General features: G+C 63.2%; 25 protein-coding genes and 2 tRNA genes. 2 read left to right on the top strand and 25 right to left on the bottom strand.

Going from position 1 to position 22,521, the window contains the following annotated elements; all coding sequences use genetic code 11:
• Positions 1-27: 27 nt before the first annotated feature.
• From LPB04_RS14145 to LPB04_RS14025, 25 genes are all read right to left on the bottom strand, one after another.
• A tRNA-Gly gene (locus LPB04_RS14145) sits at positions 28-103 on the bottom strand.
• 85 nt (positions 104-188) lie between these two features.
• Positions 189-264: transfer RNA gene (locus LPB04_RS14140), tRNA-Gly, on the bottom strand.
• An 88-nt stretch (positions 265-352) separates the two neighbouring features.
• Positions 353-931, bottom strand: coding sequence for a CDP-diacylglycerol--glycerol-3-phosphate 3-phosphatidyltransferase (gene pgsA, locus LPB04_RS14135; protein WP_193685185.1), 579 nt, complete (start codon positions 929-931; stop codon positions 353-355).
• A 213-nt stretch (positions 932-1,144) separates the two neighbouring features.
• A complete protein-coding gene (uvrC, locus tag LPB04_RS14130; RefSeq protein WP_193689002.1) occupies positions 1,145-3,037 on the bottom strand; it encodes an excinuclease ABC subunit UvrC in 1,893 nt (630 codons plus the stop codon).
• 214 nt (positions 3,038-3,251) lie between these two features.
• Entirely contained in the window at positions 3,252-3,668 is a 417-nt protein-coding gene (acpS, locus tag LPB04_RS14125; protein ID WP_193685184.1) for a holo-ACP synthase, read from the bottom strand.
• Positions 3,669-3,681: 13 nt separating this feature from the next.
• Positions 3,682-4,452 (bottom strand): pyridoxine 5'-phosphate synthase, encoded by a 771-nt coding sequence (locus LPB04_RS14120; protein ID WP_193685183.1) that lies wholly within the window; start codon positions 4,450-4,452, stop codon positions 3,682-3,684.
• Positions 4,453-4,465: 13 nt separating this feature from the next.
• A complete protein-coding gene (recO, locus tag LPB04_RS14115) occupies positions 4,466-5,266 on the bottom strand; it encodes a DNA repair protein RecO (protein WP_193685182.1) in 801 nt (266 codons plus the stop codon).
• 25 nt (positions 5,267-5,291) lie between these two features.
• Positions 5,292-6,323, bottom strand: coding sequence for a GTPase Era (era, locus tag LPB04_RS14110; protein ID WP_227496409.1), 1,032 nt, complete (start codon positions 6,321-6,323; stop codon positions 5,292-5,294).
• Positions 6,320-7,093 (bottom strand): ribonuclease III, encoded by a 774-nt coding sequence (gene rnc, locus LPB04_RS14105; RefSeq protein WP_407943860.1) that lies wholly within the window; start codon positions 7,091-7,093, stop codon positions 6,320-6,322. Before rnc ends, era begins: the two co-directional genes overlap by 4 nt.
• A gap of 184 nt (positions 7,094-7,277) precedes the next feature.
• Positions 7,278-7,685 carry a DUF4845 domain-containing protein gene (locus tag LPB04_RS14100; protein ID WP_227496408.1) on the bottom strand — a complete coding sequence of 136 codons (408 nt, stop codon included), beginning with the start codon at positions 7,683-7,685 and terminating at the stop codon, positions 7,278-7,280.
• Positions 7,686-7,721: 36 nt separating this feature from the next.
• Positions 7,722-8,639: a signal peptidase I gene (gene lepB / locus LPB04_RS14095; protein WP_193685180.1), complete on the bottom strand. Its 918-nt coding sequence runs from the start codon at positions 8,637-8,639 to the stop codon at positions 7,722-7,724.
• The gene (lepA, locus tag LPB04_RS14090) at positions 8,636-10,429 is read right to left on the bottom strand and encodes a translation elongation factor 4 (protein WP_193685179.1); all 1,794 of its coding nucleotides are present in this window, start codon (positions 10,427-10,429) and stop codon (positions 8,636-8,638) included. Before lepA ends, lepB begins: the two co-directional genes overlap by 4 nt.
• Positions 10,430-10,791: 362 nt before the next feature.
• Entirely contained in the window at positions 10,792-11,052 is a 261-nt protein-coding gene (locus tag LPB04_RS14085) for a glutaredoxin family protein (RefSeq protein ID WP_193685178.1), read from the bottom strand.
• Entirely contained in the window at positions 11,052-12,506 is a 1,455-nt protein-coding gene (locus tag LPB04_RS14080; protein ID WP_193685177.1) for a DegQ family serine endoprotease, read from the bottom strand. The genes LPB04_RS14085 and LPB04_RS14080 overlap by 1 nt, the downstream gene beginning before the upstream one ends.
• Before the next feature lie 166 nt (positions 12,507-12,672).
• The gene (locus LPB04_RS14075) at positions 12,673-12,972 is read right to left on the bottom strand and encodes a sigma-E factor negative regulatory protein (protein ID WP_193685176.1); all 300 of its coding nucleotides are present in this window, start codon (positions 12,970-12,972) and stop codon (positions 12,673-12,675) included.
• Positions 12,973-13,078: 106 nt separating this feature from the next.
• Complete coding sequence (gene rpoE, locus LPB04_RS14070; protein ID WP_193685175.1) at positions 13,079-13,681, bottom strand: RNA polymerase sigma factor RpoE; 603 nt, start codon at positions 13,679-13,681, stop codon at positions 13,079-13,081.
• Positions 13,682-13,761: 80 nt separating this feature from the next.
• Positions 13,762-14,238, bottom strand: coding sequence for a protein YgfX (locus tag LPB04_RS14065; RefSeq protein WP_307727176.1), 477 nt, complete (start codon positions 14,236-14,238; stop codon positions 13,762-13,764).
• A gap of 178 nt (positions 14,239-14,416) precedes the next feature.
• Entirely contained in the window at positions 14,417-15,664 is a 1,248-nt protein-coding gene (fabF, locus tag LPB04_RS14060) for a beta-ketoacyl-ACP synthase II (RefSeq protein ID WP_193685173.1), read from the bottom strand.
• A gap of 36 nt (positions 15,665-15,700) precedes the next feature.
• Positions 15,701-15,940: an acyl carrier protein gene (gene acpP, locus LPB04_RS14055; RefSeq protein WP_020653257.1), complete on the bottom strand. Its 240-nt coding sequence runs from the start codon at positions 15,938-15,940 to the stop codon at positions 15,701-15,703.
• 181 nt (positions 15,941-16,121) lie between these two features.
• Positions 16,122-16,859 carry a 3-oxoacyl-ACP reductase FabG gene (fabG, locus tag LPB04_RS14050; RefSeq protein WP_193685172.1) on the bottom strand — a complete coding sequence of 246 codons (738 nt, stop codon included), beginning with the start codon at positions 16,857-16,859 and terminating at the stop codon, positions 16,122-16,124.
• Between the two features lie 31 nt (positions 16,860-16,890).
• Positions 16,891-17,829, bottom strand: a complete 939-nt coding sequence (fabD, locus tag LPB04_RS14045; protein WP_193685171.1) for an ACP S-malonyltransferase — start codon at positions 17,827-17,829, stop codon at positions 16,891-16,893.
• Between the two features lie 33 nt (positions 17,830-17,862).
• Positions 17,863-18,846: a beta-ketoacyl-ACP synthase III gene (locus LPB04_RS14040; RefSeq protein WP_193685170.1), complete on the bottom strand. Its 984-nt coding sequence runs from the start codon at positions 18,844-18,846 to the stop codon at positions 17,863-17,865.
• 28 nt (positions 18,847-18,874) lie between these two features.
• On the bottom strand, positions 18,875-19,900 hold the full coding sequence (gene plsX, locus LPB04_RS14035; protein ID WP_193685169.1) for a phosphate acyltransferase PlsX: 1,026 nt from the start codon (positions 19,898-19,900) through the stop codon (positions 18,875-18,877).
• 188 nt (positions 19,901-20,088) lie between these two features.
• Positions 20,089-20,271: a 50S ribosomal protein L32 gene (gene rpmF, locus LPB04_RS14030; protein ID WP_028104096.1), complete on the bottom strand. Its 183-nt coding sequence runs from the start codon at positions 20,269-20,271 to the stop codon at positions 20,089-20,091.
• Positions 20,272-20,450: 179 nt separating this feature from the next.
• Entirely contained in the window at positions 20,451-20,948 is a 498-nt protein-coding gene (locus tag LPB04_RS14025; RefSeq protein WP_193685168.1) for a YceD family protein, read from the bottom strand.
• A 192-nt stretch (positions 20,949-21,140) separates the two neighbouring features.
• Between LPB04_RS14025 and LPB04_RS14020 the strand changes: the two genes are divergently transcribed.
• Together LPB04_RS14020 and LPB04_RS14015 are read left to right on the top strand one after the other, a co-directional pair.
• A complete protein-coding gene (locus tag LPB04_RS14020; RefSeq protein ID WP_193685167.1) occupies positions 21,141-21,743 on the top strand; it encodes a Maf-like protein in 603 nt (200 codons plus the stop codon).
• A gap of 15 nt (positions 21,744-21,758) precedes the next feature.
• Positions 21,759-22,508: an SAM-dependent methyltransferase gene (locus tag LPB04_RS14015; protein ID WP_193685166.1), complete on the top strand. Its 750-nt coding sequence runs from the start codon at positions 21,759-21,761 to the stop codon at positions 22,506-22,508.
• The last annotated feature ends 13 nt before the right edge of the window (positions 22,509-22,521 follow it).

Here is a 22,521-nt window from a genome sequence, read left to right as displayed (position 1 = left end):
CTTTACCTGCTTACTGCTGCTCCGGAGTGGAGCGGGAGAAGAGTCTCGAACTCTCGACCTCAACCTTGGCAAGGTTGCGCTCTACCAACTGAGCTACTCCCGCATTCTGGAAACATCGATTATCTCAGAATTAGTGGCAATTTCCAAGACAACCCTTACTGCTTGCTACTGCCGACTGCTGCAAACTTTGGAGCGGGAGAAGAGTCTCGAACTCTCGACCTCAACCTTGGCAAGGTTGCGCTCTACCAACTGAGCTACTCCCGCTTTGTCTGTCGTTTGCTGCGATGTCGTCACAACAGGCAAGCATTATAGATGATCTGATCCGTACGTCAAGGATGACAGAGAAGTAATCTTACAGATTCCCGCCTTTTTCCTTAATCACCGGCCACGCTTTGCGCAGATAGTAGAACATCGACCACACCGTGAGGACGCCGGCGACCCATAACAGGATCTCGCCCCAGAAGTGGACGTCGATCCCGAACAGGGTGTCGTGGAACAGGAGCGCCGGGATCGCCACCATCTGGGCCGCGGTCTTCACCTTCCCCAGCGAACTCACGGCGACGGACTTGCGGGCGCCGATTTCGGCCATCCATTCGCGCAGGGCCGAGATCGTGATTTCGCGGCCGATGATGACGAAGGCGATGATCGCGTTCACGCGGTCGAGCTGGACCAGCACCAGCAGCGCGCCGGCCACCATCAATTTGTCCGCGACCGGATCGAGGAAGGCGCCGAAGGCCGAGGTTTCGTTCCAGCGGCGCGCCAGGAAGCCGTCGAACCAGTCGGTGATCGCGGCCACGATGAAGACCAGGGTGGCAGCCAGGTTGCGGTCGGCGACCGGCAGCCAGTGCGTGGGGAGGTAGTAGACGCCGACAACGAGGGGAATGAGTGCTACACGTAACCAGGTCAGGAGAATCGGGATGTTGAAAGGCATAAGGGCGTGATCTGGCTTACCGTTGAAAAATGCGTGCGCCGCTAGTCTACATGGGTATTGCTTTTTAAACCAGTTGAGCTCGGCAGGGGCGAGGAGATGCGGTGGCGGGATGCAGGCACCGTAACGCGTGGAGTCCTGACTCCACGCGTTTGCAGCGTCGGCACAGAGTTGGCGATGACCTCCGCCCGATGCAAGCGCGAAGGGCATGAGCCTTCAATGCAACTGCCGATAAATCTCTTCCGCCAGCGCGGTCGAGATGCCCTCGACCTGGCACAGGTCTTCGACGCTGGCGTCGACCACGCCGCGCAGGCCGCCGAAGCGGGCCAGCAGGCGCTGGCGGCGCTTGGCGCCGATGCCTTCGATTTCCTCGAGACGCGAAGCCTGGCGCGTCTTGGCACGCTTGGCGCGCATGCCGGTAATGGCGAAACGGTGCGCCTCGTCGCGGATCAGGGCGACCAGCATCAGGGCGGCCGACTCCTTGCCCAGCTCCTGGGGTGCGCGGCCGTCGGCGAAGATCAGCGTTTCCAGGCCGACCCGCCGGCCTTCTCCCTTCGCCACGCCGACGATCAGGCCGATGTCCAGGCCCAGCTCGGACAATACCTGGCGCGCCATCTCGACCTGGCCCTTGCCGCCGTCGACCAGCACGACGTCGGGCATCACGCCGTCGCCGCTCGCCACTTTTTCGTAGCGGCGCATCAGCACCTGCCGCATTGCCGCATAGTCGTCGCCCGGCGTGATGCCGTTGATGTTGTAGCGCCGGTATTCGCCGTTCTGCATCGCGTGGTGGTGGAACACCACGCAGGATGCCTGGGTCGCCTCCCCTGCCGTGTGGCTGATGTCGAAGCATTCGATGCGCAAGGTGTCGAGATCGGTCGCGTCCAGCGACAAGGCCTCGGCCAGTGCGCGCGTGCGCGACTGTTGCGACCCTTGTTCAGACAGCAGGCGGGCCAGCGAGATCTCGGCGCCCTTTTGAGCAAGCTCAAGCCACTGGCGGCGCTGGCCCTGCGGCTGGAAAATCAGGTTGATGCGGTGACCACACTGCTCGATCAGCGCCACCATCAGTTCCGGCTGGTCGAACTCGATGTTCAGGATCAGGGTGCCCGGGATGAATTTGTCCGTGTAGTGCTGGACCAGGAAGGCGGCCAGTACTTCGCATTCGATCGACAGCTCGGCGATCGCCTCGCCGACCTGGGTCGGGAAATAGGCGCGGTCGCCCAGGTGGCGTCCGCCGCGCACCATGGCGAGATTGACGCAGGCGCGCCCACCCTGCACCACCACGGCGATGACGTCGACGTCGGCGTCCCCCGTCGTTTCCATGCTCTGCTGGTGCAGCACGCGCGAAAGCGACTGGATCTGGTTGCGCACGCCGGCCGCCTGCTCGAACATCAGTTTTTCGGCGAAGCCGTGCATTTTGCCCTGCAGGTCTTCCATGACCTCGGTCTGGCGCCCGCGCAGGAACTTCGCGGCGTTCTCGACATCTACCTTGTAGGCTTCCTTGTCGATGAGGTTGACGCAGGGCCCGCTGCAGCGGCCGATCTGGTGCAGCAGGCAGGGACGCGTGCGGTTGGCGAACACGCTGTCCTCGCAGGTGCGCAGCATGAACACCTTCTGCAGGATCTGCATGGATTCCTTGACCGCCCAAGCGCTTGGGAAAGGGCCGAAATACTGGTTCTTCTTGTCCAGGGCGCCGCGGTAATACGCCATGCGCGGGAAATCGCCGCCCGTGATCTTCAAATAGGGATAGGACTTGTCGTCGCGGAACAGGATGTTGTAGCGCGGCTTCAAAGCCTTGATCAGGTTGTTTTCCAGGATCAGGGCTTCGGCTTCGCTGTGCGTGACCGTCGTTTCCAGATGGGCGATCTGGGACACCATCATCGCGATGCGCGGGCTCGACAGGTTCTTCTGGAAATAGCTCGACACGCGGTTCTTCAGGTTGCGGGCCTTGCCGACGTAGAGCACGTTCTGGTTGGCGTCGAAATAGCGGTAGACACCAGGCAGGCCGGGCAGCTTGGCAACGGTCGCCAGCACCTGCTCGCGCGCCGACAGGCTGGGCTGCACGGGGTCAAGGGCGTCGCCCTTGAGGGTCGCCGTCAGCTCTTCCTTCATTACCTGCCAGGCGTCGGGACGGGCGCGCGGGGCGGAGCCCTCGGCTCGCTTGCCTCTCGCGGGCTTGCCCTCGACGGGATGCGGCGCAGGCATGGCGGCCCCGCCCGCGGCCGCATAGGCGATCGGCGCTTCCGCCACCGCATGGGCAGGCTTGTTGTCTGGCGCCGGGTCCTCCGGCAACTCGTTCGAATCCACTTCCTGGGTCACTGGCGTATCACTTATCTGATGACGATGGCGCGGCGTCCTGCGTTACGATCACGAAGGCAACACCGTAATCAGCCTCGTCGCTGATCGTTACCTGCGCGCTCAGGCGGTGCTCGCGCATGAATTCCTCGAGTGCGCCGCTGCAGACGATCATCGGCTTGCCGCTCGGGGCGTTGAGCATTTGCGCCGAGCGCCAGGTCATGGGCATGCGCATGCCCAGGCCGATCGCCTTCGAGAACGCTTCCTTGGCCGAAAAGCGCGTGGCCAGGAAACGCAGGCCGCGTACTTCGCTGCGCGCGCGCCGCGCATGGTATTTCTCGAGCTCCTGGGGCCCGAGGATCTTTTCCGCGAAACGTGGGCCACTGCGCGCGAGCGCGGCCTCGACACGCGAGATCTGGACGATGTCGGTGCCGATGCCATAAATCATGTCAACCCCTCGCTCACTGTGCCCCCAGCGTCACGCCCAAGCGCGCGGCAACCATGATCGCCTTCATTTCGCGCACGGCGTTTTCCCAGCCGGCGAACAAGGCGTGGGCCACGATCGCGTGGCCGATGTTCAGTTCGGCGATGTCGCGGATCGCGGCGACCGGCTGCACGTTGGTGTAGTGCAGGCCGTGGCCGGCGTTCACGACCAGGCTGTGCTTCACGCCGGCTGCCACGCCGGCCTTGATGCGCTCCAGTTCGTGCAGCGCCTCGGAAGCTTCCGCCTCGGCATAGCGCCCGGTGTGCAGCTCGATCACGGTGGCGCCGGTGCGGGCCGCGGCTTCGATCTGCTGTTCGTCGGCATCGATGAAAAGCGAGACGCGGATGCCCTCGCCTTTCAGCTGCTTTACCGCCGTCTCGACTTCCTTGAAATAGCGGATGACGTCGAGGCCGCCTTCGGTCGTGACTTCCTCGCGCCGCTCCGGCACCAGGCAGACGTCCTGCGGACGCACCTGGCAGGCGAAGTCGATCATCTCCTGCGTGACGGCCGCTTCCAGGTTCATGCGGGTGGCCAGCTGCGGGCGCATCGCCAGCACGTCGGCGTCCTTGATGTGGCGCCGGTCTTCGCGCAGGTGCAGCGTGATCAGGTCGGCGCCGGCCTGCTCGGCCAATAAGGCGGCGCGCAACGGGTCCGGGTAAACGGTGCCGCGCGCGTTGCGCACGGTGGCGATGTGGTCGATGTTGACGCCCAGGTCGATGACCGGGCCGACGGGTTGCAGGAAGCTCATGGTTGTTTAGGTTTTATAACTGCATCAAATCGATCAAAATCTGCCGCGTATTCAAGGGCACCCCGCCCAGGTGGTGCGCCAGCAGGAAGCGCATCAATTGCTTGCTCTGCGCCTGCGTCGCCGGATCGGCGTAATCCTCGCGCTCCATGTCGAGCAGGGTCTTGCCGGAAACAACCGGCCAGACATCGGACACGCGCGCTTCGCGGGCGCCACGCTCGGGATCGACCACGTAATCGAGCGCGGCGTCGACCGTCTCGCGCGTCGTCGTCGAGCGTTTCAGGTCGGCGGCGACGCCTGTTTCCTTAAGTAAGGCCCGTTCGAACTTTCGCAAGGCAATTTGTGCCGGTTCGCCGTGCGCCAGCTCGTTCAGCGTCGAAATGTAGTGGTCGAACAGCGCCCGGTGCGGATCATCGCGCGCCAGCAATTTCACCAGCAATTCGTTCAGGTAGAAGCCGCACAGCAAGGCCGTGCGTTCGATGGGCAGCATGCCGCCGACCCATTCGGCGTCGATCAGGGTACGCAGCTCGGACTTGCCGCTCCAGGACACCGACAAGGGCTGGAAAGTCTGCAGCACCCCGCGCAGTTTGGAGAGCGGCCGCTTCGCGCCCTTCGCCACGACGGCAATGCGCCCGTGGTCGCGCGTAAACAGGTCGACGATGAGGCTCGTTTCCTTGTAGGGATAGCTGTGCAGCACGAACGCAGGCTGGCCGTTGACACGGACCTGGCTGAGGGGCGCGCGGCTGCGCCGAGGCACGGGCGCGGAGCCCTCGGCCGCCGTCTTGTCGGGATCGAGAGGAGTGTCGAGGCTCGTCATGCGTTGGGGGAAGTCCTCCGGGGGCTTACTCGTAGCCGTAGGCGCGCAGGCCCGCTTCGTTGTCGGCCCAGCCGGACTTGACCTTGACCCAGATCTCCAGGTACACGGGGCCGCCGAACAGCTTTTCCATGTCGAGGCGCGACTGGGTCGAGATTTCCTTCAGGCGCGCACCCTTGTTACCGATGATCATCGATTTGTGGGTATCGCGCTCGACCAGGATGGCGGCGAAGATGCGGCGCAGATTCCCTTCCTGCAGGAATTGCTCGATGATCACCGTGCTCGTGTAAGGCAGCTCGTCGCCCAGCAGGCGGAACACTTTCTCGCGCACGATCTCGGCCGCAAGGAATTTCTCGCTGCGGTCGGTGATGTCGTCCGGTCCGAACACGGGCGGATTTTCCGGCAGGTGGCTGCGGATCTCGCGTTCGAGCGAATCGATCTGGAAGCGCAACTTGGCCGACACCGGCACGATGGCCGTGAAGTCGCGCAGGGACGCCACCTTCTGCGCGAAGGGCATCAGGGTCGCCTTGTCCTTCATGTGGTCCGACTTGTTGATGACCAGGATCACGGGCACGTTCTTCGGCAGCAGGTCCAGCACTTGCTGGTCAGCCGGGCCGAAGCTGCCGGCCTCGATCACGAACAGGACGACGTCCGAGGCGGTCAGCGTGTTCGAGACAGTTTTATTGAGCGTTTTGTTCAGTGCATTCGCATGACGGGTCTGGAAGCCGGGCGTATCGACATAGATAAACTGGGCGTCGTCATGGGTCTGGATGCCGGTGATGCGGTGGCGCGTGGTCTGCGCCTTGCGCGAGGTGATCGACACCTTGGCGCCGATCAACTGGTTCATCAGCGTCGACTTGCCCACGTTCGGGCGGCCGACGATGGCGATGTAGCCGCAGCGGAAACCTTGCGGCGAGGCGCCGCCGCTGGCGTCCTTGCGGTCGGCAAAGAAGGCGTTCAGGTCGGCGCCCTGCTCTTCACCCGCGTCGTTCTGGGGAAGGTCCTGGCCGGGCGTGTTGTCGGGGGTGTGGTCTTCGGTATTCATACTGAGCTTCTTCATGCCTGTTTGGTCGGAACGGCGAGTGGCGCGTCTGCGGCCTCGTCGCCCTGGATGGTGGCGATGCCGGCCAGCTTGAGCTGGGCGGCGCGCGGCTTGGCCTTGCGGCCGGCGGCCGGGGTCTTGCGCAGCGCCTGTTCGGCTGTTTCCAGCGCCAGGCGCGCGGCGGCCTGTTCGCCGGCGCGGCGGCTGCCGCCGCGGCCGAAGACCTGGATGCCGAGTTTCGGGACCAGGCATTCGATTTCGAATTCCTGGCTGTGGGCGGCGCCATGGGTGGCGATCACGTTATAGGTAGGCAAGGAAATCTTGCGGCTTTGCAGGAATTCCTGCAGCAGCGTCTTGGCATCCTTGCCGAGGGTGCGCGGGTCGACCGTGTCGAGCAAGGGAATGTAGAAAGCACGGATGACGTCGCGCGCGGCATCGAAACCGGCGTCGAGGAAGATGGCGCCGAGCAGGGCCTCGAGCGTGTCGGCCAGGATCGAGGGACGGCGGAAGCCGCCCGATTTCAGCTCGCCTTCGCCCAGGCGCAGGAATTGCGACAGTTCGAGCCTGGTCGCGATTTCGAAGAGCGACTGCTGCTTGACGAGATTGGCGCGCAGGCGCGACAGGTCGCCCTCGTCGAGGTGGCTGAAGCGTTCGTACAGGATCGAGGCCACGACGCAGTTCAGGATCGAGTCGCCCAGGAATTCGAGGCGTTCGTTATGCAGGCTGCTATGGCTACGATGTGTCAGGGCCTGCTGCAAGAGGCCAGCATCCCGGAACGTATAAGCCAAGCGTGTTTGCAATAACTGAAGATTCATTGTCGATGTATTGTAGTACGGCCGCAGCGAAGGCGGCGCTTCCTGCTCGGTTGGGCGGCGCCGGGCGGCGCGCGCCATGAGGGTTCCCCCGCTCCAAGACGGGCAGCGGCGGGTTCCCTGCCCGGCACGCGTCGAAGCGGCGCGGCCGGATGGCGGATCAGTTCGAGCCGCCCTCTTTCGCCGCCACGACGCCGCTCGGGTCGGTCGTGCCATCGTAATCGATGACGAGGGTGGCGCGCGCGGTCAGGGGAATGCGTTTTTCGTAGGCGAAGCTGATCTGCGGGCTGCCGCCTTCGTTGCCGATGACGAGGTCGCGGCCGCGGATCGCATCGATATTATTGATTTCAGCCGACTTATCGAAGGCTTGCCGCATCTCGGAAACGCTGCCGCCGGCCGCCTTGGCGCGCGCGATGCCGTCGCGAACGGCGCGGAACTCGAGATAGGACGGAACGACCTTGATCGCCAGCAGGGCGAACACGCCCAGCACCATCAACACCAGGATCAGGCCGGTGAGCGAGATGCCCTGCTGCTTCGTCGAGCTTACGGGTTTGCGGTCCTGCATCATGACTCCTTGGCGAGGCCGAACCCGGCCTCTTTCCTGTTACTTGATCGCGCCGATGCGCTTCGGATCGCCGAAGTTCATCCAGACCAGGAAGGCCTTGCCGACGATATTCTTGTCCGGGACGAAACCCCAGTAGCGGCTGTCCGCGCTGTTGTCGCGGTTGTCGCCCATCATGAAGTAGTTGCCTGCCGGTACGGTACAGGTAAATTTATCATACGAATAGTCGCAGGCGTCGCGGTGCGGGAAGTTCTCCACGCCGTCGAGGTTGAAGGAGCGTGCCGGATCCGTGTTCAGGATGCGGTGTTCCATGCCCGGCAGTTTTTCCACGAACTGCTTGTGGTAGACCGGCCGTTCGTCGTCCAGGTATTCGTCGAGCGGGGTGTACTGCACCGGCACGCCGTTCACGGTCAGGCGCTTGTTTTCGTAGGTGATCTTGTCGCCCGGCACACCGATGACGCGCTTGATGTAGTCCTGGCTCATGTCCTTCGGATACTTGAAGACCATGACGTCGCCGCGCTGCGGATCGTTGATCTCGATGATCTTCTTGTTGACGATCGGCAGACGAATGCCGTAGGTGTACTTGTTCACGAGGATCAGGTCGCCGACCAGCAGGGTCGGCACCATCGAGCTCGACGGGATCTTGAACGGTTCCCACAGGAAGGAACGCAGGAAGAACACCAGCGCGATCACCGGAAAAAAGCTGCCCGAGTACTCGACCCAGGTCGGCTGGCGCAGGTGCGCCGCCTCGATTGCCGCGCGGTTGCCGTTGTTGTCGACCTTGATGCCGTCCGCAATCAGCTTGGCCGTGCGGGCATCGTATTCGGCCAGCGCGGCGTCCGCGGCGGCCCGGCGTTGCCTGGCCAGGACGAAGACGTCCAGGAACCAGACGACGCCCGTGACCACCATGAGTACGAACAGAATAAGCGCAAAATTCCCCAGGATTGGTTGCAGGTTCATTTATCTTCCACTTGAAGGATGGCGAGGAAGGCTTCCTGTGGAATCTCCACCGAACCAACCTGTTTCATGCGTTTTTTACCGGCTTTTTGTTTCTCAAGCAGTTTCTTCTTGCGGCTGATGTCGCCGCCGTAGCACTTCGCCAGCACGTTCTTGCGCAGCGCCTTGACGTTTTCGCGCGAGATGATGGTGGCGCCGATCGCCGCCTGGATGGCCACGTCGAACATCTGGCGCGGGATCAGTTCGCGCATTTTCGCTGCTACCTGACGCCCGCGGTACGGCGCGTTGGCGCGGTGCACGATGATCGCCAGCGCATCGACCTTTTCGCTGTTGATCAGCATGTCGACCTTCACCACGTCGGCCGAGCGGTATTCCTTGAACTCGTAGTCCATCGAGGCATAGCCGCGCGAGGTCGACTTCAGGCGGTCGAAGAAGTCGAGCACGATTTCCGCCATCGGGATTTCGTAGTGCAGTTTCACCTGGCGGCCGTGGTAGGCCATGTCCATCTGGATGCCGCGCTTGCCGTTACAGAGCGTCATCACCGAGCCGACATATTCCTGCGGCATGTAAAGGTTGACGTCGACGATCGGCTCGCGCACTTCGTTGATCTTCGATGGTTCCGGCATCTTCGACGGGTTGTCGACGCGAATAACCGTTCCGTCGCGCATCTCGACCTCGTAGACCACGGTCGGGGCCGTCGTGATCAGGTCCATGTCGAATTCGCGCTCGAGGCGTTCCTGCACGATTTCCATGTGCAGCAGGCCCAGGAAGCCGCAGCGGAAGCCGAAGCCCAGCGCCTGCGACACTTCCGGCTCGTACATCAGCGCGGCGTCGTTCAGCTTCAGCTTTTCCAGCGAGTCGCGCAGCGCGTCGTACTGGTTCGCTTCCACCGGGAACAGGCCGGCGAAGACCTGCGGTTGCACTTCCTTGAAGCCCGGCAGCGGGCTTGAGGCCGGACGGTTCGCCAGGGTCACGGTGTCGCCCACTTTGGCGGCGGTCAGTTCCTTGATGCCGGCGATGATGAAGCCGACCTGGCCCGCTTTCAGTTCCGGCAGCGAGACCGAGCGCGGCGTGAAGACGCCGATGTTCTCGACCAGGTTCACCGACTCGGTCGCCATCAGGAGGATCTTGTCCTTCGGACGCAGGGTGCCGTTGACGACGCGCACCAGCATCACGACGCCGACGTAGGGGTCGTACCAGGAGTCGACGATCAGGGCCTGCAGCGGTGCGTCCGGGTCGCCCTTCGGCGGCGGGACTTTCGCGATCAGGGTTTCCAGCACGTCTTCCACGCCGAGGCCGGTCTTGGCCGAGCACACGGTCGCGTCGGACGCGTCGATGCCGATCACGTCCTCGATTTCCTTCTTGGCGTTCTCGGGATCGGCGTGCGGCAGGTCGATCTTGTTCAGGATCGGCACGACTTCCACGCCGAGGTCCAGTGCGGTGTAGCAGTTGGCGACCGTCTGCGCTTCCACGCCTTGCGAAGCGTCGACGACGAGCAGCGCGCCTTCGCAGGCGGACAGCGAGCGCGAGACTTCATAGCTGAAGTCGACGTGGCCCGGGGTATCGATCAGGTTCAGGTTGTAGACCTGGCCGTCGCGCGCCTTGTATTGCAGGGCAGCGGTCTGCGCCTTGATGGTAATGCCGCGCTCGCGCTCCAGGTCCATCGAGTCGAGCACCTGCGCGTCCATTTCGCGGTCCGACAGGCCGCCGCACAGCTGGATGATGCGGTCGGCCAGGGTCGATTTGCCGTGGTCGATGTGGGCGATGATGGAGAAGTTACGTATGTTGTTCATTAACAAAGCTCAAAACCAAAAAGGGGCGAAGCCGCCGACAGGCTGCCGGGCGGCGCCGCGAACTGCCGGCGCAATACGAAAAAGGCGCTTCGTGTGGGGCTGGTTCTCCCCAGGCGAGCGCCTTATCTCAACGTGTAAGCCTGTGTGCGAGGGACAAAAGCTTTTCCAAGCCAGGCATTTTACCGGATTTCAGGGTAGAAAGCCCGGTTTCTGTGGGAGGGCTGCTGGGGAGTCTTTGTGACCAGTAAGGTCGGCGCACCGCAGGGTGGGCTCTGCCCACGCGGTCGAACTCGTGCATACCGCCCCAGCTTGCGGGAAACGGTGCGGTTTGCATGCCGTGTTCCGCGTGGGCGGAGCCCACCCTACGAAGCCCGCACCAGCTCGCGGTCGAGATAGCGCCGTACCGCCTCGGCATCGAGAAAATAGTGACACAGCTCAGGCTCATCGAGCCGCCCATACAGCACCGGCACCAGCTCGTCGAAACGCTCCACCAGCGCCGGGTCGGCATCGACATCGATGACGTCGACCTCGAAGGCCTGCCCCGCCGGCGCCATGGCCTGCAGGGCGTTCAGCATATCCTCGCAAAGATGGCAGTAGCTGCGCGAATAGAGAGTAAAGCGCATCACTTGACCGGCTTGATGACGAGGTATTGCGTCACGTTCTCGCGCCGCACCAGCACCGCCACGCTCTTCTTCGGATCGAGCTTGCCGGCCAGCGCGTTGAACTGGGCCGCGTCCTTGATCTCGACATTGTTCATCTGCAGGATCAGGTCGCCCTCGCGCACGCCCGCCGCGGCCGCCCTGCCCTCGGCGCTGTCGACCACGACGCCGCCCTCGAGGCGCAGGCCGCGGCGCTGTTCGGCATTCAGGTTCGACACATGCAGGCCGAGCGCATTCGGCGCTGCGCCCGGCGCCGGCTTGTTCGGTTGCGGCTTGGGGGCGACCGCCTTTTCGTCTTCCAGCGCGACGATCGTCACCGGCACATCGATCTGCTGGCCGCGCCGCCAGACGGTGACCGTCGCGCGCGCGCCGACCTTGGTCGCGCCGACCAGGCGCGGCAGGTCGCGCGTGGTCTCGATCGCCTGGCCGTTGAACTTCAGGATGATGTCGCCGACCTTGATGCCGCCCTTTTCGGCCGGGCCGCCCGCTTCGACCATCGACACTTCGGCCCCGCGCGCCTTGCCCAGGCCCAGCGACTCGGCGACGTCGCGCGTGACTTCGCTGATCTGCACGCCCAGGCGGCCACGGGTGACGGTGCCGGTCTTCTTGAGCTGCTCGGCCACGCGCATGACCTCGTCGATCGGCACGGCGAAGGAAATGCCGTTGTAGGCGCCGGAAAGCGTGGCGATCTGCGAGTTGATGCCGATAACTTCGCCGCGCATGTTGATCAAGGGGCCGCCCGAATTGCCGGGATTGACGGCGACGTCGCTTTGAATGAGCGGCAGGTATTCGCCGGTGTCGCGCGACTTGGCCGAGATGATGCCGGCTGTCACCGTGTTATCGAGATTGAATGGCGAACCGATGGCGATCACCCACTCGCCGACCCGGATCTTGCTCGAGTCGCCGGTGCGCAGGTAAGGCAGATTGGTCGCACTGACCTTCAGCAGGGCGACGTCGGAGCGCTTGTCCGAGCCCAGCACCTTGGCCTTGAATTCGCGGCGGTCGGTCAGCGTGACGGTCACTTCGTCGGCACCCTCGACCACGTGGGCATTGGTCAGCACATAGCCGTCGTCGGAAATAATGAAGCCGGAGCCGACGCCGCGCTGCACTTCTTCTTCCTGCTGCGGCTGCTGCTGGGGGGAGCGGCGGCGCGGAATCGGCTGGCCGAAGAAGCGGCGCAGGAATTCCTGCATTTCCTCTTCGCCCGGTCCGCCCTGCCCCATCCGTACACGCTCGGTGGTGCGGATGTTCACGACCGCGGGACCTGCCTTGTCGATCAGGTCGGAAAAGTCGGGCAGGCCCGTCACCACCGGGACCGGCACGGGAGCGGCGGCGCTAGCGGCAGTGGAAACGGAAAAGCCGGCGCACGCCAACAGCAGGGCCGACACGACTACGTTGGCAATTTTTTTGCTTGTCATGGAAGTCACGGTTGAGGACGGGGGAATTGACGTTATGGTAAGCCAAAAACCACCGTCTTGTCGCGCATCCGGCGGACGGGTGCGCGGCGCAGCCGCGGAAAAGGAGGCGAGGACCGCGCAGCGATCGTGGCGACGATCGCCGGCCGGCTTGCCGCAGAGGCAGGTATCAGGACGAGGGTGTGGAGGCCGCCAGCACGCCAGGCTTGGCGAGCTCGGCCTCGACGAGGGGGCGGCGCGGATGCAGCGGCTCGGCCGCCAGGCGCGCGCTGAGGCGTGCCGCGAAGCCGGGCGAGAGATCGGCAGGCTCTCCCGTGCGCAGCACATCGCCGATCAGGTGATACACTTCCCACGCTGCCATTCCATCGGCCGTGCGCAGGGCTGCGCAGGCCAGTTCGTGGTCGTCTTTCGGCAATGCATCGTCGCTCAGGGCGGAGATACGTTCGCGGTTTTTTTTGTTCGTGTCCATCGGTCGTTCCAGTAGCTGTTGATCCAAAAAGTGGTCCAGTTTTCAGGGAGGCGAGCGATCCATCTGCTTTGACCTTCCGCCCTCCTTGTTGTTGCGATAACGCTAGCTACCGACGTTTGTCAGCCGGAAAATCGAGCAAAGGCTTCAATTTTTCGGCGATGACTTCGCGCGCGCGAAAAATCCTGCTGCGCACGGTTCCAATTGGACACGCCATCACTTCGGAGATTTCTTCGTAGCTCAAACCCTCAATTTCGCGCAAGACAATTGCTGTCCGCAGTTCCAGCGGGAGCGCTTCCATTGCCGCATTGACCGTGTAGGCGATCTGCTTACTCGCTAACACTGATTCCGGTGTATTAATGTCTCGCAAGCTATCCGCATCGTCAAACGCTTCAGCGCGTTCCGTATCTGCCTCGGTCGAGGTCGGTGCGCGCCGGCCCTGTGTGACGAGATAATTCTTTGCCGTGTTGATGCCGATCCGATACAGCCAGGTATAAAACGCGGACTCGCCGCGGAAATGGCGCAAGGCGCGAAAGGCCTTGATGAAGGTTTCCTGCACCACGTCCTCGGCTTCGGCAGGGTCGTGCACGAGGCGCGACACCAGCCGCATCAGCCTACGCTGATACTTCGCCACCAGCAAGTCGAACGCCTGCCTGTCGCCGGCCTGGACGCGTTCGACCAGCAGTTGATCACCCTCGCGTTCTGTCGTCACTGACCGTGTCCCGTTGGGGCCTGCGCCGACGGGAGAATCGTATCTCCTCCCTGTCTAAGAGTTGGCCCGCTGCAATAAGTTCAAAGTATTTCGGATGTCGTTGCCGCTCGCCCGGGGTGCCTGCCCAGCGTGCCGATCACCACGCGTAGCGCCCGGTAGTCGGATGGCGGCAGGCTGTCGCGCAGCACCGGGACGAGGTGCCTGGTACCGGCCTCGTCGGCCAGATGCAGCAGCAGCATCGAAGGCCAGACCAGGCTTGCGGGCAACAGTGTGACCACCCGTCCGTCGGAGGCCGGCGGTTCGGCTCCCATCTCCTGTTGTACCGTCAGGCGGATGGTGCCGGTTCCAGATACATCAATCCGGTGCGTCTTTGTCGTGCTCGCCCATCGGTGCAGCAAACTGAGCGCTGCAAGCAGGAAAAAAGCGACGCAAAAAGGGGCGCCGGCTAAGCGGCCCGGCAACACCATGCCGACGAGAGTGGCGGCGCATAGCTGCGCCAGCGCGAACAGCAGGAGGCCTGCGCGCAAACGGCGTGACGGCGCAACACGTGCGGACACGGCAAGGGACACGATATGAAGGGAAAGTGAAACGGAACGCCTGCCGCGCGCGGGGTGCGGCAGGGTCAGGCGTCCAATACCTTAGACAGGACCGGGCGCAGCAGGTTCAGACATAAGCTGCAAAAAAACAAATCGACACCACTCGGGTGTCGATCTGTCTTGTTCACATGCTCGAACTTCAGACCTTGGCGAAGACGAGGGTACCGTTGGTACCGCCGAAGCCGAACGAGTTCTTCACGGCATAGTCGATCTGCATGTCGCGGGCGGTGTTCGCCACGAAGTCGAGATCGCAGGCCGGATCCTGGTTGAACAGGTTGATCGTCGGCGGCGAGACCTGGTTGTGGATCGCCAGCACCGTGAACACCGACTCGAGGCCGCCAGCGCCGCCCAGCAGGTGGCCGGTCATCGACTTGGTCGAGTTGACCACCAGCTTGTGGGCATGGTCGCCGAAGGTACGCTTGATCCCCTGCACTTCAGCCAGGTCGCCCAGCGGCGTCGAGGTGCCATGCGCATTGACGTAGTGCACCTGGTCGGCATTGATGCCGGCATTGGCCATGGCGGAGACCATGCACCGGCTTGCGCCGCTGCCGTCTTCCATCGGCGCCGTGATGTGGTGGGCGTCCGCGCTCATGCCAAAGCCCAGCAGCTCGGCGTAGATCTTCGCGCCGCGTGCCTTCGCATGTTCGTACTCTTCCAGCACCATGACACCGGCGCCCTCGCCCAGCACGAAGCCGTCGCGGTCGCGGTCCCAGGGACGCGAAGCGGTGGCCGGATCCTCGTTGCGCGAGGACAGCGCGCGTGCCGAGGCGAAACCGCCCAGGCCCAGCGGCGAGATGGTCGACTCGGCACCGCCGGCGATCATCACGTCGGCGTCGCCGTATTCGATCAGGCGGCCGGCCGCGCCGATGCAATGCAGGCCGGTGGTGCAGGCCGTGACGATGGCCAGGTTCGGACCGCGCAACCCGAATTTGATCGAGAGGTCGCCCGAGATCATGTTGATGATCGAAGCAGGCACGAAGAACGGCGAAATGCGGCGCGGGCCGCGCTTGTCGTATTCGTCCTTCTGCTCTTCGATGCGCGGCAAGCCGCCGATGCCCGAACCGACGATCACGCCGATACGGTCTGCATTCTCTTCGGTGACTTCAATCCCGGAATCCTGCAGCGCCTCGATACCCGCTGCCATGCCGAAATGGATAAACGTATCCATGTTGCGGGCTTCCTTGGCGGGGATGACATCCTCGATATTGAAGCCTTTGACTTCGCCGGCAAAGCGGGTCGAAAACGGCGTTGCATCGAACCTGGTGATGTTGGCAATGCCCGACTTGCCAGCCAGCGCTGCGCTCCACGCATCGGCAATGTTATTGCCGATAGGTGAAACGCAGCCCAGGCCGGTAATGACAACGCGGCGGTTGCGTGAACGGCTCAAGCGATTCTCCCGAAAACTAAAACAGCTTAGGCCCGCTTAGGCCTTAACGTGCGCGGTCGCGTAGTCGATCGCCTGCTTGACGGTGGTGATTTTCTCAGCCTGCTCGTCAGGGATTTCCATTTCGAACTCGTCTTCCAGGGCCATCACCAGCTCAACGGTGTCCAGGGAATCGGCGCCGAGATCGTCAACGAACGAGGACTCGATTTTGATGTCGGCTTCTGCAACACCCAGTTGCTCAGCGACGATTTTTTTAACGCGTTGTTCGATATCCGACATGTTATGGCTCCATTAGGTATGTGTTGCGGAAAGTGCGCGCATTTTATCAGGTTTGCGCGCTGAAAAACTATTTTCGGCGTCTGACGCTAATTCAGCCGAAACTCCTGCTAAAAGATGAGATTCTGCCGTGATGTAAATGGGGCGAAATTCAATCGTACGCCCCGTGCCGGCAGACTTTCAGTCAATTCATGTACATGCCGCCATTCACGTGCAGCGTGGTACCGGTGACATAAGCCGCGGTCGGACCGGCCAGGAAAGCCACCGCATGGGCGATGTCTTCCGGCTGGCCGAGACGGCCCAGCGGGATTTGCGTGAGCAGCGCTTCGTGCTGGCCTTCGCCCAGACCCTTGGTCATGTCGGTATCGATGAAGCCCGGCGCGACGCAATTGACGGTGATGTTGCGGCTGCCGATTTCGCGTGCCAGTGCGCGCGTCATGCCGGCCACGCCGGCCTTGGCGGCGGCGTAGTTCATCTGGCCCGGGTTGCCGGACGAACCGACGACCGAGGTGATGTTGATGATGCGGCCTTGCTTGGCCTTCATCATGCCGCGCAGCACGGCGCGCGAGAGGCGGCCGACGGCGGTGAGGTTGGTCGCGATGACGCTGTCCCATTCCTCGTCCTTCATGCGCATGGCCAGGTTGTCCTGGGTAATGCCGGCATTGTTGACGAGGATGGACAGGCTGCCGAAGCCCTTCTGCACCTCGTCGATGACGGCGGTGCAGCGCGCTGCGTCGGTGACGTCGAGCACGAGACCCTTGCCTCCGAACTCGGCCAGGTATTCGGTGATGGCCGCCGCGCCGGATTCGCTGGTAGCGGTGCCGACGACTTTTGCGCCTTGACGGGCCAGTTCGAGAGCGATGGCTTTGCCGATGCCGCGCGAGGCACCGGTGACGAGAGCGACTTGGTTCTCCAGATTCATTCTGTTCCTTTACTTGAAACGATGTTGACGCTCAGGCGCCCTTGACGGCTGCCAGCACGCGCTCGAGCGCGGCCTGGTCCGTCAGGGCTTCGCCGACGAGCACCGGATCGATGCGTTTCGCCATGCCGATCAGGGTCTTGCTCGGGGCGCATTCGATGACTTGCGTGACTCCCTCGGCCGCCATTTTCTCCATGGTCTCGACCCAGCGCACCGGGCCGGCTGCCTGGCGCACCAGGGCATCCTTGATCGCCTCCGGGTCTTTCAGGATAGCCACGTCGACGTTGTTGATCAAATCGATACGCGGCGCATTGAAACTCAGTTTTTCCATGTACTCGCGCAGGCGGTCCGAAGCAGGCTTCAGCAGCGAGGAGTGGAACGGCGCCGAGACTGCCAGCTTCATGGCGCGCTTGGCGCCCTTCGCCTTGGCGATCTCGCAGGCGCGGTCGATCGCGGCGGCGTGGCCGGCGATCACGATCTGGGTCGGCTCGTTGAAATTCACGGCTTCGACCACGTCGCCCTGGGCTGCCTCGGCACAGACGGCGCGCACGTCGTCAGCGGACAGGCCGAGCACGACGGCCATGCCGCCCTGCCCGACCGGCACCGCTTCCTGCATCGACTGGGCACGGAAGCGCACCAGCGGCACCGCGTCCTTGAAATCGATCACGCCGGCGGCTACCAGGGCCGAGTATTCGCCGAGGCTGTGGCCGGCCACGATGGCGGGCACGGGACCACCGGCCGCGATCCAGGCGCGGTACACGGCCACGGCGGCGGTCAGCATGACCGGCTGGGTGTTGGTGGTGAGGTCGAGGTCTTCCTTCGGGCCTTCGGCGATCAGCTTGCCGATGTCCAGGCCGAGGGCATCGGATGCCTCGGCGACGGTCTGCTCCACCACGGCGTTACCGGCGAAGCCGTTCAGCATGCCGACCGCTTGCGCGCCCTGGCCGGTGAACAGGAATGCGAATTTGCTCATCTTGTTATGTTCCTCGTATTGAAGCTTACTGCGTTACATGCGCGCGAGGACGGCGCCCCAGGTAAAGCCGCCGCCGACGCCTTCCATCAGGATATTGTCGCCTGCTTTGATGCGACCGTCGCGCACGGCAAGGTCGAGCGCCAGCGGGATCGAGGCGGCCGAGGTATTGCCATGCTCGTCGACGGTGACGACCATGCGCTCGAGCGGCAGGCCGAGTTTCTTGGCCGTGCTCTTCATGATGCGGATATTCGCCTGGTGCGGGATCAGCCAGTCGACGTCGGATGGCGCCATCTGGGCCGCGTCCAGCACTTCGGTCGCGACTTCTTCGAGCACGGTGACGGCCAGCTTGAACACGGCCTGGCCATCCATGTGCAGGAAGCCGCCGCTGGCCGGGCTGCCGGCCGGGCTCGGCGGGATCGACAGGATGTCGGAATGGGTACCGTCGGCGTGCAGCTTGGCGGCCAGGATGCCCGGCTCCTGCGAAGCGCTCATGACCACGGCGCCGGCGCCGTCGCCGAACAGCACGCAGGTGGTGCGGTCTTCGAAATTCAGGATGCGCGAAAACACTTCCGAACCGATCACCAGCACCGTCTTGTGCATGCCGGCCTTGATGAAGGCGTCGGCGGTGGCAACCGCGTAGACGAAGCCGCTGCAGACGGCCTGCACGTCGAAGGCGGCGCTATGGTTGGTCATGCCGAGCTTGCGCTGGACGATGCAGGCGGTGCTCGGGAAGCTGCCCTGGAAATCCGGCGTCGAGCTGGCAACGATCACCATGTCGATATCGGTTGCGCTCTTGCCCGCAGCCTCGAGGGCGCGCTGGGCTGCTTCGACGGCGAGGTCGGACGAGTTCTGGTCGGCCGCTGCATAGTAGCGCGCGGAAATGCCGCTGCGCGAGCTGATCCATTCGTCCGAGGTCTCGATGCCCTTGGCGGCCAGTTCGGCCGCCAGTTCGTCGTTGCTGACCCTGCGCGCAGGCAGGTAGCTGCCGGTGCCGATGATTTTGCTGTAGACAGTCATTGCGATTCCACCCGAGTTCCGTCGTCAATCAAACCTGGCGCTGGGCGTCAGGCGTGTCTGGCATCAGCTCGGCGATCATCGCCGAGAGTTGCTCTTGTACATTATATTTCGCCGCGTCGAAAGCGCGCTTGATTGCCCACTCGAAAGCGTACGCATTCGCGCCGCCGTGGCTCTTGAACACCAGGCCCTTCAAACCGAGCAGGCCGGCGCCGTTATAGCGTTCCGGGTTCAGTTTTTTCAGCGCGCCGCGGGCGATCAGTGCACCCAGCATCGAGAGCCAGCTTTGCTTGAACACCGACTTCATGTAGCGCGACAGGCCTTCGATGGCTTTCAGCGTGACATTGCCGACGAAACCGTCGCAGACGACGACGTCGGTCGTGCCCTTGAAGATGTCGTTGCCTTCGACGTTGCCATGGAAATTCAGGGAGCCGCGCTCGTGGTCGGCGCGCAGCAGCAGCGCCGTTTCCTTGACGACGTCGTTGCCCTTGATCTCTTCGGTGCCCACGTTGAGCAGGCCGATGGTCGGTTTCTTGACCCCTTCCATGGCCGAGAACAGGACCGAGCCCATGATCGCGAACTGGTGCAGGTGGTGCGGGCTGCAGTCGACGTTGGCGCCGAGGTCGAGCATGTAGGTCGGGCCGTTCTTCTGGTTCGGCAGGATCGAGCAGATCGCCGGACGGTCGACGCCGGCCATGGTCTTGAGCACATAGCGCGAGACGGCCATCAGGGCGCCGGTATTGCCGGCGGACACGCAGACATTGGCCGTGCCGTCCTTGACCAGCTCGACCGCGACGCGCATCGAGGAATCTTTCTTGCGGCGCAGCGCGACTTCGACCGGATCGTCCATCTCCACCACTTCGGAGGCGTGCTTGATGGTCACGCGCGGATTGGTGTCGGCGTGGTGTTTTTTCAGTTCGGCGCGCAGCGACTCTTCCAGGCCGACGAGGATCAGTTCGGCTTCGGGCTGCTGCTTGAGAAAGGACAGGGCTGCTGGAATGGTAACGGAAGGACCGTGGTCTCCGCCCATGCAGTCGATGGATATTTTAATTGTCATCTGTGGGGGTAATACCGCGACTCACACGACGGTGGCGGCAAGGTGCATGCGCGCGTCGGCGCGATGCCGGTCCGGGACAGCAACCGTGTTGGTGCGCAAAAATCGGCGACCGGGGACAAAGAAAAAGCGGCGCCACGCACTCAACATACGTTGCACCGCTTTCATGGTACAGAAAAACAAGACGGCGATTACTCGTCGTTCTTGGTCTTCAGGACTTTGCGACCACGGTAGAAGCCGTTCGGGCTGATGTGGTGACGCAGGTGGGTTTCACCGGTCGTCGGCTCGACTGCCAGGTTAGGGGCAACCAGGAAATCGTGCGAACGGTGCATACCGCGCTTCGATGGGGACTTCTTATTCTGCTGAACTGCCATGATGACTCCTAATACTAAAGTTCTAAAATTCTAACACAATCGATTTGCAAAAACATGCACATCGAGTATCCCACCGGCAACCTCACGATTGCCGGAATATTTGAAACGCTGCCCTGACATACTCGACTGTGCGCGCGTTTGACTACAACTGCTTACTACGACTTATTTGCCAATTCGGCTTATTCGGATTTCAGGTTCTTCAAGCCGGCGAACGGCGATACCTTTTCAGACTTCAGGGTGTCGAGCAGCGTGGTGCTCGGACATACCTCGTGTTTCGGCGCCTGCGGCAGGGCCAGCAGCGCTTCGTCCTCGAGCAGCTCGCGGATATCGGCAGTGTGGCTGCCGACGATCACGTCGATGCTTTCATCGTCGAGGACTTCTTCCATCCCGTCCGCTTCCTCGTCGTCGCGCCCCAAGACCAGCTGGGTCGACGAATCGATGCGGTAATCAAACGGGGCCAGGCAACGCTGGCATACCAGCTGGACCGGACCGGCCACCGACAGGGTCATCGTCGGATAGCCTTGCGGGGTTACACCACCCTGGATCGACCAGGCGATCTCGCCACTGGCGTTGGCGCAGTCGGCGGCAAGGCGGGTCATTTCCGTGACCGGGGTCACCCCTTCGCGATAGCCGCCAGTGCGGCAGAACTCAAAGGCGTCGATGACAAAAGCGCTCATTGCAGAAAACGTCCCCGGAAAACCTGCGATAATAACAGGGTTATCCTCGCGCAGTCAAAGACTTGCGCGTTTTTTTGGCCCTGGCGCCGTCCATCTGTTGCGGCGCGCCACGGCCCGGCGCCTGCGCTGGCCCCTTCATGGGCGCTGCCTGCCGGGACTGCTTTTCCTGTTCAATTTTGCTGAAGCGCGCACATGATACCAAGTTCTTCCACGCCGCGCCTGATCCTGGCCTCGAGTTCCAGTTATCGCCGCGAGCTGCTGGGGCGCCTGCACCTGCCCTTCGAGGCGATCGCACCCCATATCGACGAGACGCCCCTGGCCGGCGAGGCACCGCAGGCGACCGCCCTGCGCCTGGCGCGCGCCAAGGCCGAGGCGATCGCCCTCCGGCATCCGGGCGCGCTCGTCATCGGCTCCGACCAGGTCGCCACGCTCGATGGCGAGCAGATCGGCAAACCGGGCGACCATCCGCGCGCCCTGGCCCAACTGCAGACGATGCGCGGGCGCGAAGTCGTGTTCCATACGGCCTTGTGCCTGTGGGACGGCCGCGACCACAGCGCCCAGGTGGAAAATATCCAGGTTTTCGTGCGCTTTCGCGATTTGCCCGATGCCGAGCTCGACGCCTACCTGCGCATCGAGCAGCCCTACGATTGCGCCGGCAGCGCCAAGAACGAAGGGCTGGGCATCGCCCTGCTGGAACGCATCGACTCCTCCGACCCAACCGCCCTCACCGGCCTGCCCCTGATCGCCCTGACCGGTATGCTGCGCCGCGCCGGCGTGGCATTTTTCGGCATTTAACTTATTGATTGACTCATGCCCGGCACCCTTTACCTGATTCCGAACACCCTTGGTCCAACCGACGCCGCACCCGGCGCCCTCTCCCACGTCCTGCCCGGCCAGGTGCAGGCGCTTACCTCGCAACTGAGCTATTTCGTCGCCGAAAACGCGAAGACGGCGCGCGCCTTCCTCAAGCTGGTCGCGATCGATCATCCGCTGGCGAAACCGCTGCAGGAAATCCGCATTGCCGAACTGAACGTCAACACGCCGGCCGCTGCATTAACGCAATTGCTCGAGCCCTTACTGGCGGGCGAAGATGCGGGACTGGTTTCGGAAGCCGGCGTGCCGGCCGTGGCCGACCCCGGCGCCGATCTCGTGCGCCTGGCGCACCAGCATGGGGTGACGGTGCGGCCGCTGGTGGGGCCCTCCTCCCTGCTGCTGGCCGTCATGGCGAGCGGGCTGAACGGACAGAGCTTCGCCTTCAACGGCTACCTCCCGACCGATGCGGCGGCGCGCACCAAGCGCATCCGCGAACTGGAAGCGCGCTCGCGGGGTGAAAAGCAGACGCAGTTGCTGATCGAGACGCCGTATCGCAACGGGCAAATGCTGGAAGCGCTGGTGGCGAGTTGCCAGCCGGGAACGCTGGTGTGCGTGGCGACGGATTTGTCGCTGCCGACGGAATCGGTGCGCACACTGACGGCGGCGAAGTGGAAAGCGCAGCTGGCGAGCGGGAAGATGCCGGAGTTTCACAAGAAGCCGACGGTGTTCCTGTTTCTCGGCCAGTAAGCCAGGGTGGGCG

Source organism: Massilia litorea, assembly GCF_015101885.1.
Lineage (GTDB): Bacteria > Pseudomonadota > Gammaproteobacteria > Burkholderiales > Burkholderiaceae_D > Telluria > Telluria litorea.
This window is presented reverse-complemented; position numbering and strand designations above follow the sequence as displayed.

What these genes read in the sequence shown, in the direction of transcription:
- plsX (WP_193685169.1), bottom strand. Translation starts at nt 19,900, where the DNA reads ATGACAATTAAAATATCCATCGACTGCATGGGCGGAGACCACGGTCCT.
- acpS (WP_193685184.1), bottom strand. Translation starts at nt 3,668, where the DNA reads ATGATTTATGGCATCGGCACCGACATCGTCCAGATCTCGCGTGTCGAG.
- uvrC (WP_193689002.1), bottom strand. Translation starts at nt 3,037, where the DNA reads ATGAAGGAAGAGCTGACGGCGACCCTCAAGGGCGACGCCCTTGACCCC.
- LPB04_RS14040 (WP_193685170.1), bottom strand. Translation starts at nt 18,846, where the DNA reads ATGACTGTCTACAGCAAAATCATCGGCACCGGCAGCTACCTGCCTGCG.
- fabD (WP_193685171.1), bottom strand. Translation starts at nt 17,829, where the DNA reads ATGAGCAAATTCGCATTCCTGTTCACCGGCCAGGGCGCGCAAGCGGTC.
- LPB04_RS14100 (WP_227496408.1), bottom strand. Translation starts at nt 7,685, where the DNA reads ATGATGCAGGACCGCAAACCCGTAAGCTCGACGAAGCAGCAGGGCATC.
- pgsA (WP_193685185.1), bottom strand. Translation starts at nt 931, where the DNA reads ATGCCTTTCAACATCCCGATTCTCCTGACCTGGTTACGTGTAGCACTC.
- LPB04_RS14075 (WP_193685176.1), bottom strand. Translation starts at nt 12,972, where the DNA reads ATGGACACGAACAAAAAAAACCGCGAACGTATCTCCGCCCTGAGCGAC.
- LPB04_RS14025 (WP_193685168.1), bottom strand. Translation starts at nt 20,948, where the DNA reads ATGAGCGCTTTTGTCATCGACGCCTTTGAGTTCTGCCGCACTGGCGGC.
- LPB04_RS14020 (WP_193685167.1), top strand. Translation starts at nt 21,141, where the DNA reads ATGATACCAAGTTCTTCCACGCCGCGCCTGATCCTGGCCTCGAGTTCC.
- fabG (WP_193685172.1), bottom strand. Translation starts at nt 16,859, where the DNA reads ATGAATCTGGAGAACCAAGTCGCTCTCGTCACCGGTGCCTCGCGCGGC.
- LPB04_RS14015 (WP_193685166.1), top strand. Translation starts at nt 21,759, where the DNA reads ATGCCCGGCACCCTTTACCTGATTCCGAACACCCTTGGTCCAACCGAC.
- rpmF (WP_028104096.1), bottom strand. Translation starts at nt 20,271, where the DNA reads ATGGCAGTTCAGCAGAATAAGAAGTCCCCATCGAAGCGCGGTATGCAC.
- LPB04_RS14080 (WP_193685177.1), bottom strand. Translation starts at nt 12,506, where the DNA reads ATGACAAGCAAAAAAATTGCCAACGTAGTCGTGTCGGCCCTGCTGTTG.
- lepB (WP_193685180.1), bottom strand. Translation starts at nt 8,639, where the DNA reads ATGAACCTGCAACCAATCCTGGGGAATTTTGCGCTTATTCTGTTCGTA.
- recO (WP_193685182.1), bottom strand. Translation starts at nt 5,266, where the DNA reads ATGACGAGCCTCGACACTCCTCTCGATCCCGACAAGACGGCGGCCGAG.
- LPB04_RS14120 (WP_193685183.1), bottom strand. Translation starts at nt 4,452, where the DNA reads ATGAGCTTCCTGCAACCCGTCGGCCCGGTCATCGACCTGGGCGTCAAC.
- acpP (WP_020653257.1), bottom strand. Translation starts at nt 15,940, where the DNA reads ATGTCGGATATCGAACAACGCGTTAAAAAAATCGTCGCTGAGCAACTG.
- era (WP_227496409.1), bottom strand. Translation starts at nt 6,323, where the DNA reads ATGAAGAAGCTCAGTATGAATACCGAAGACCACACCCCCGACAACACG.
- lepA (WP_193685179.1), bottom strand. Translation starts at nt 10,429, where the DNA reads ATGAACAACATACGTAACTTCTCCATCATCGCCCACATCGACCACGGC.
- LPB04_RS14085 (WP_193685178.1), bottom strand. Translation starts at nt 11,052, where the DNA reads ATGCGCTTTACTCTCTATTCGCGCAGCTACTGCCATCTTTGCGAGGAT.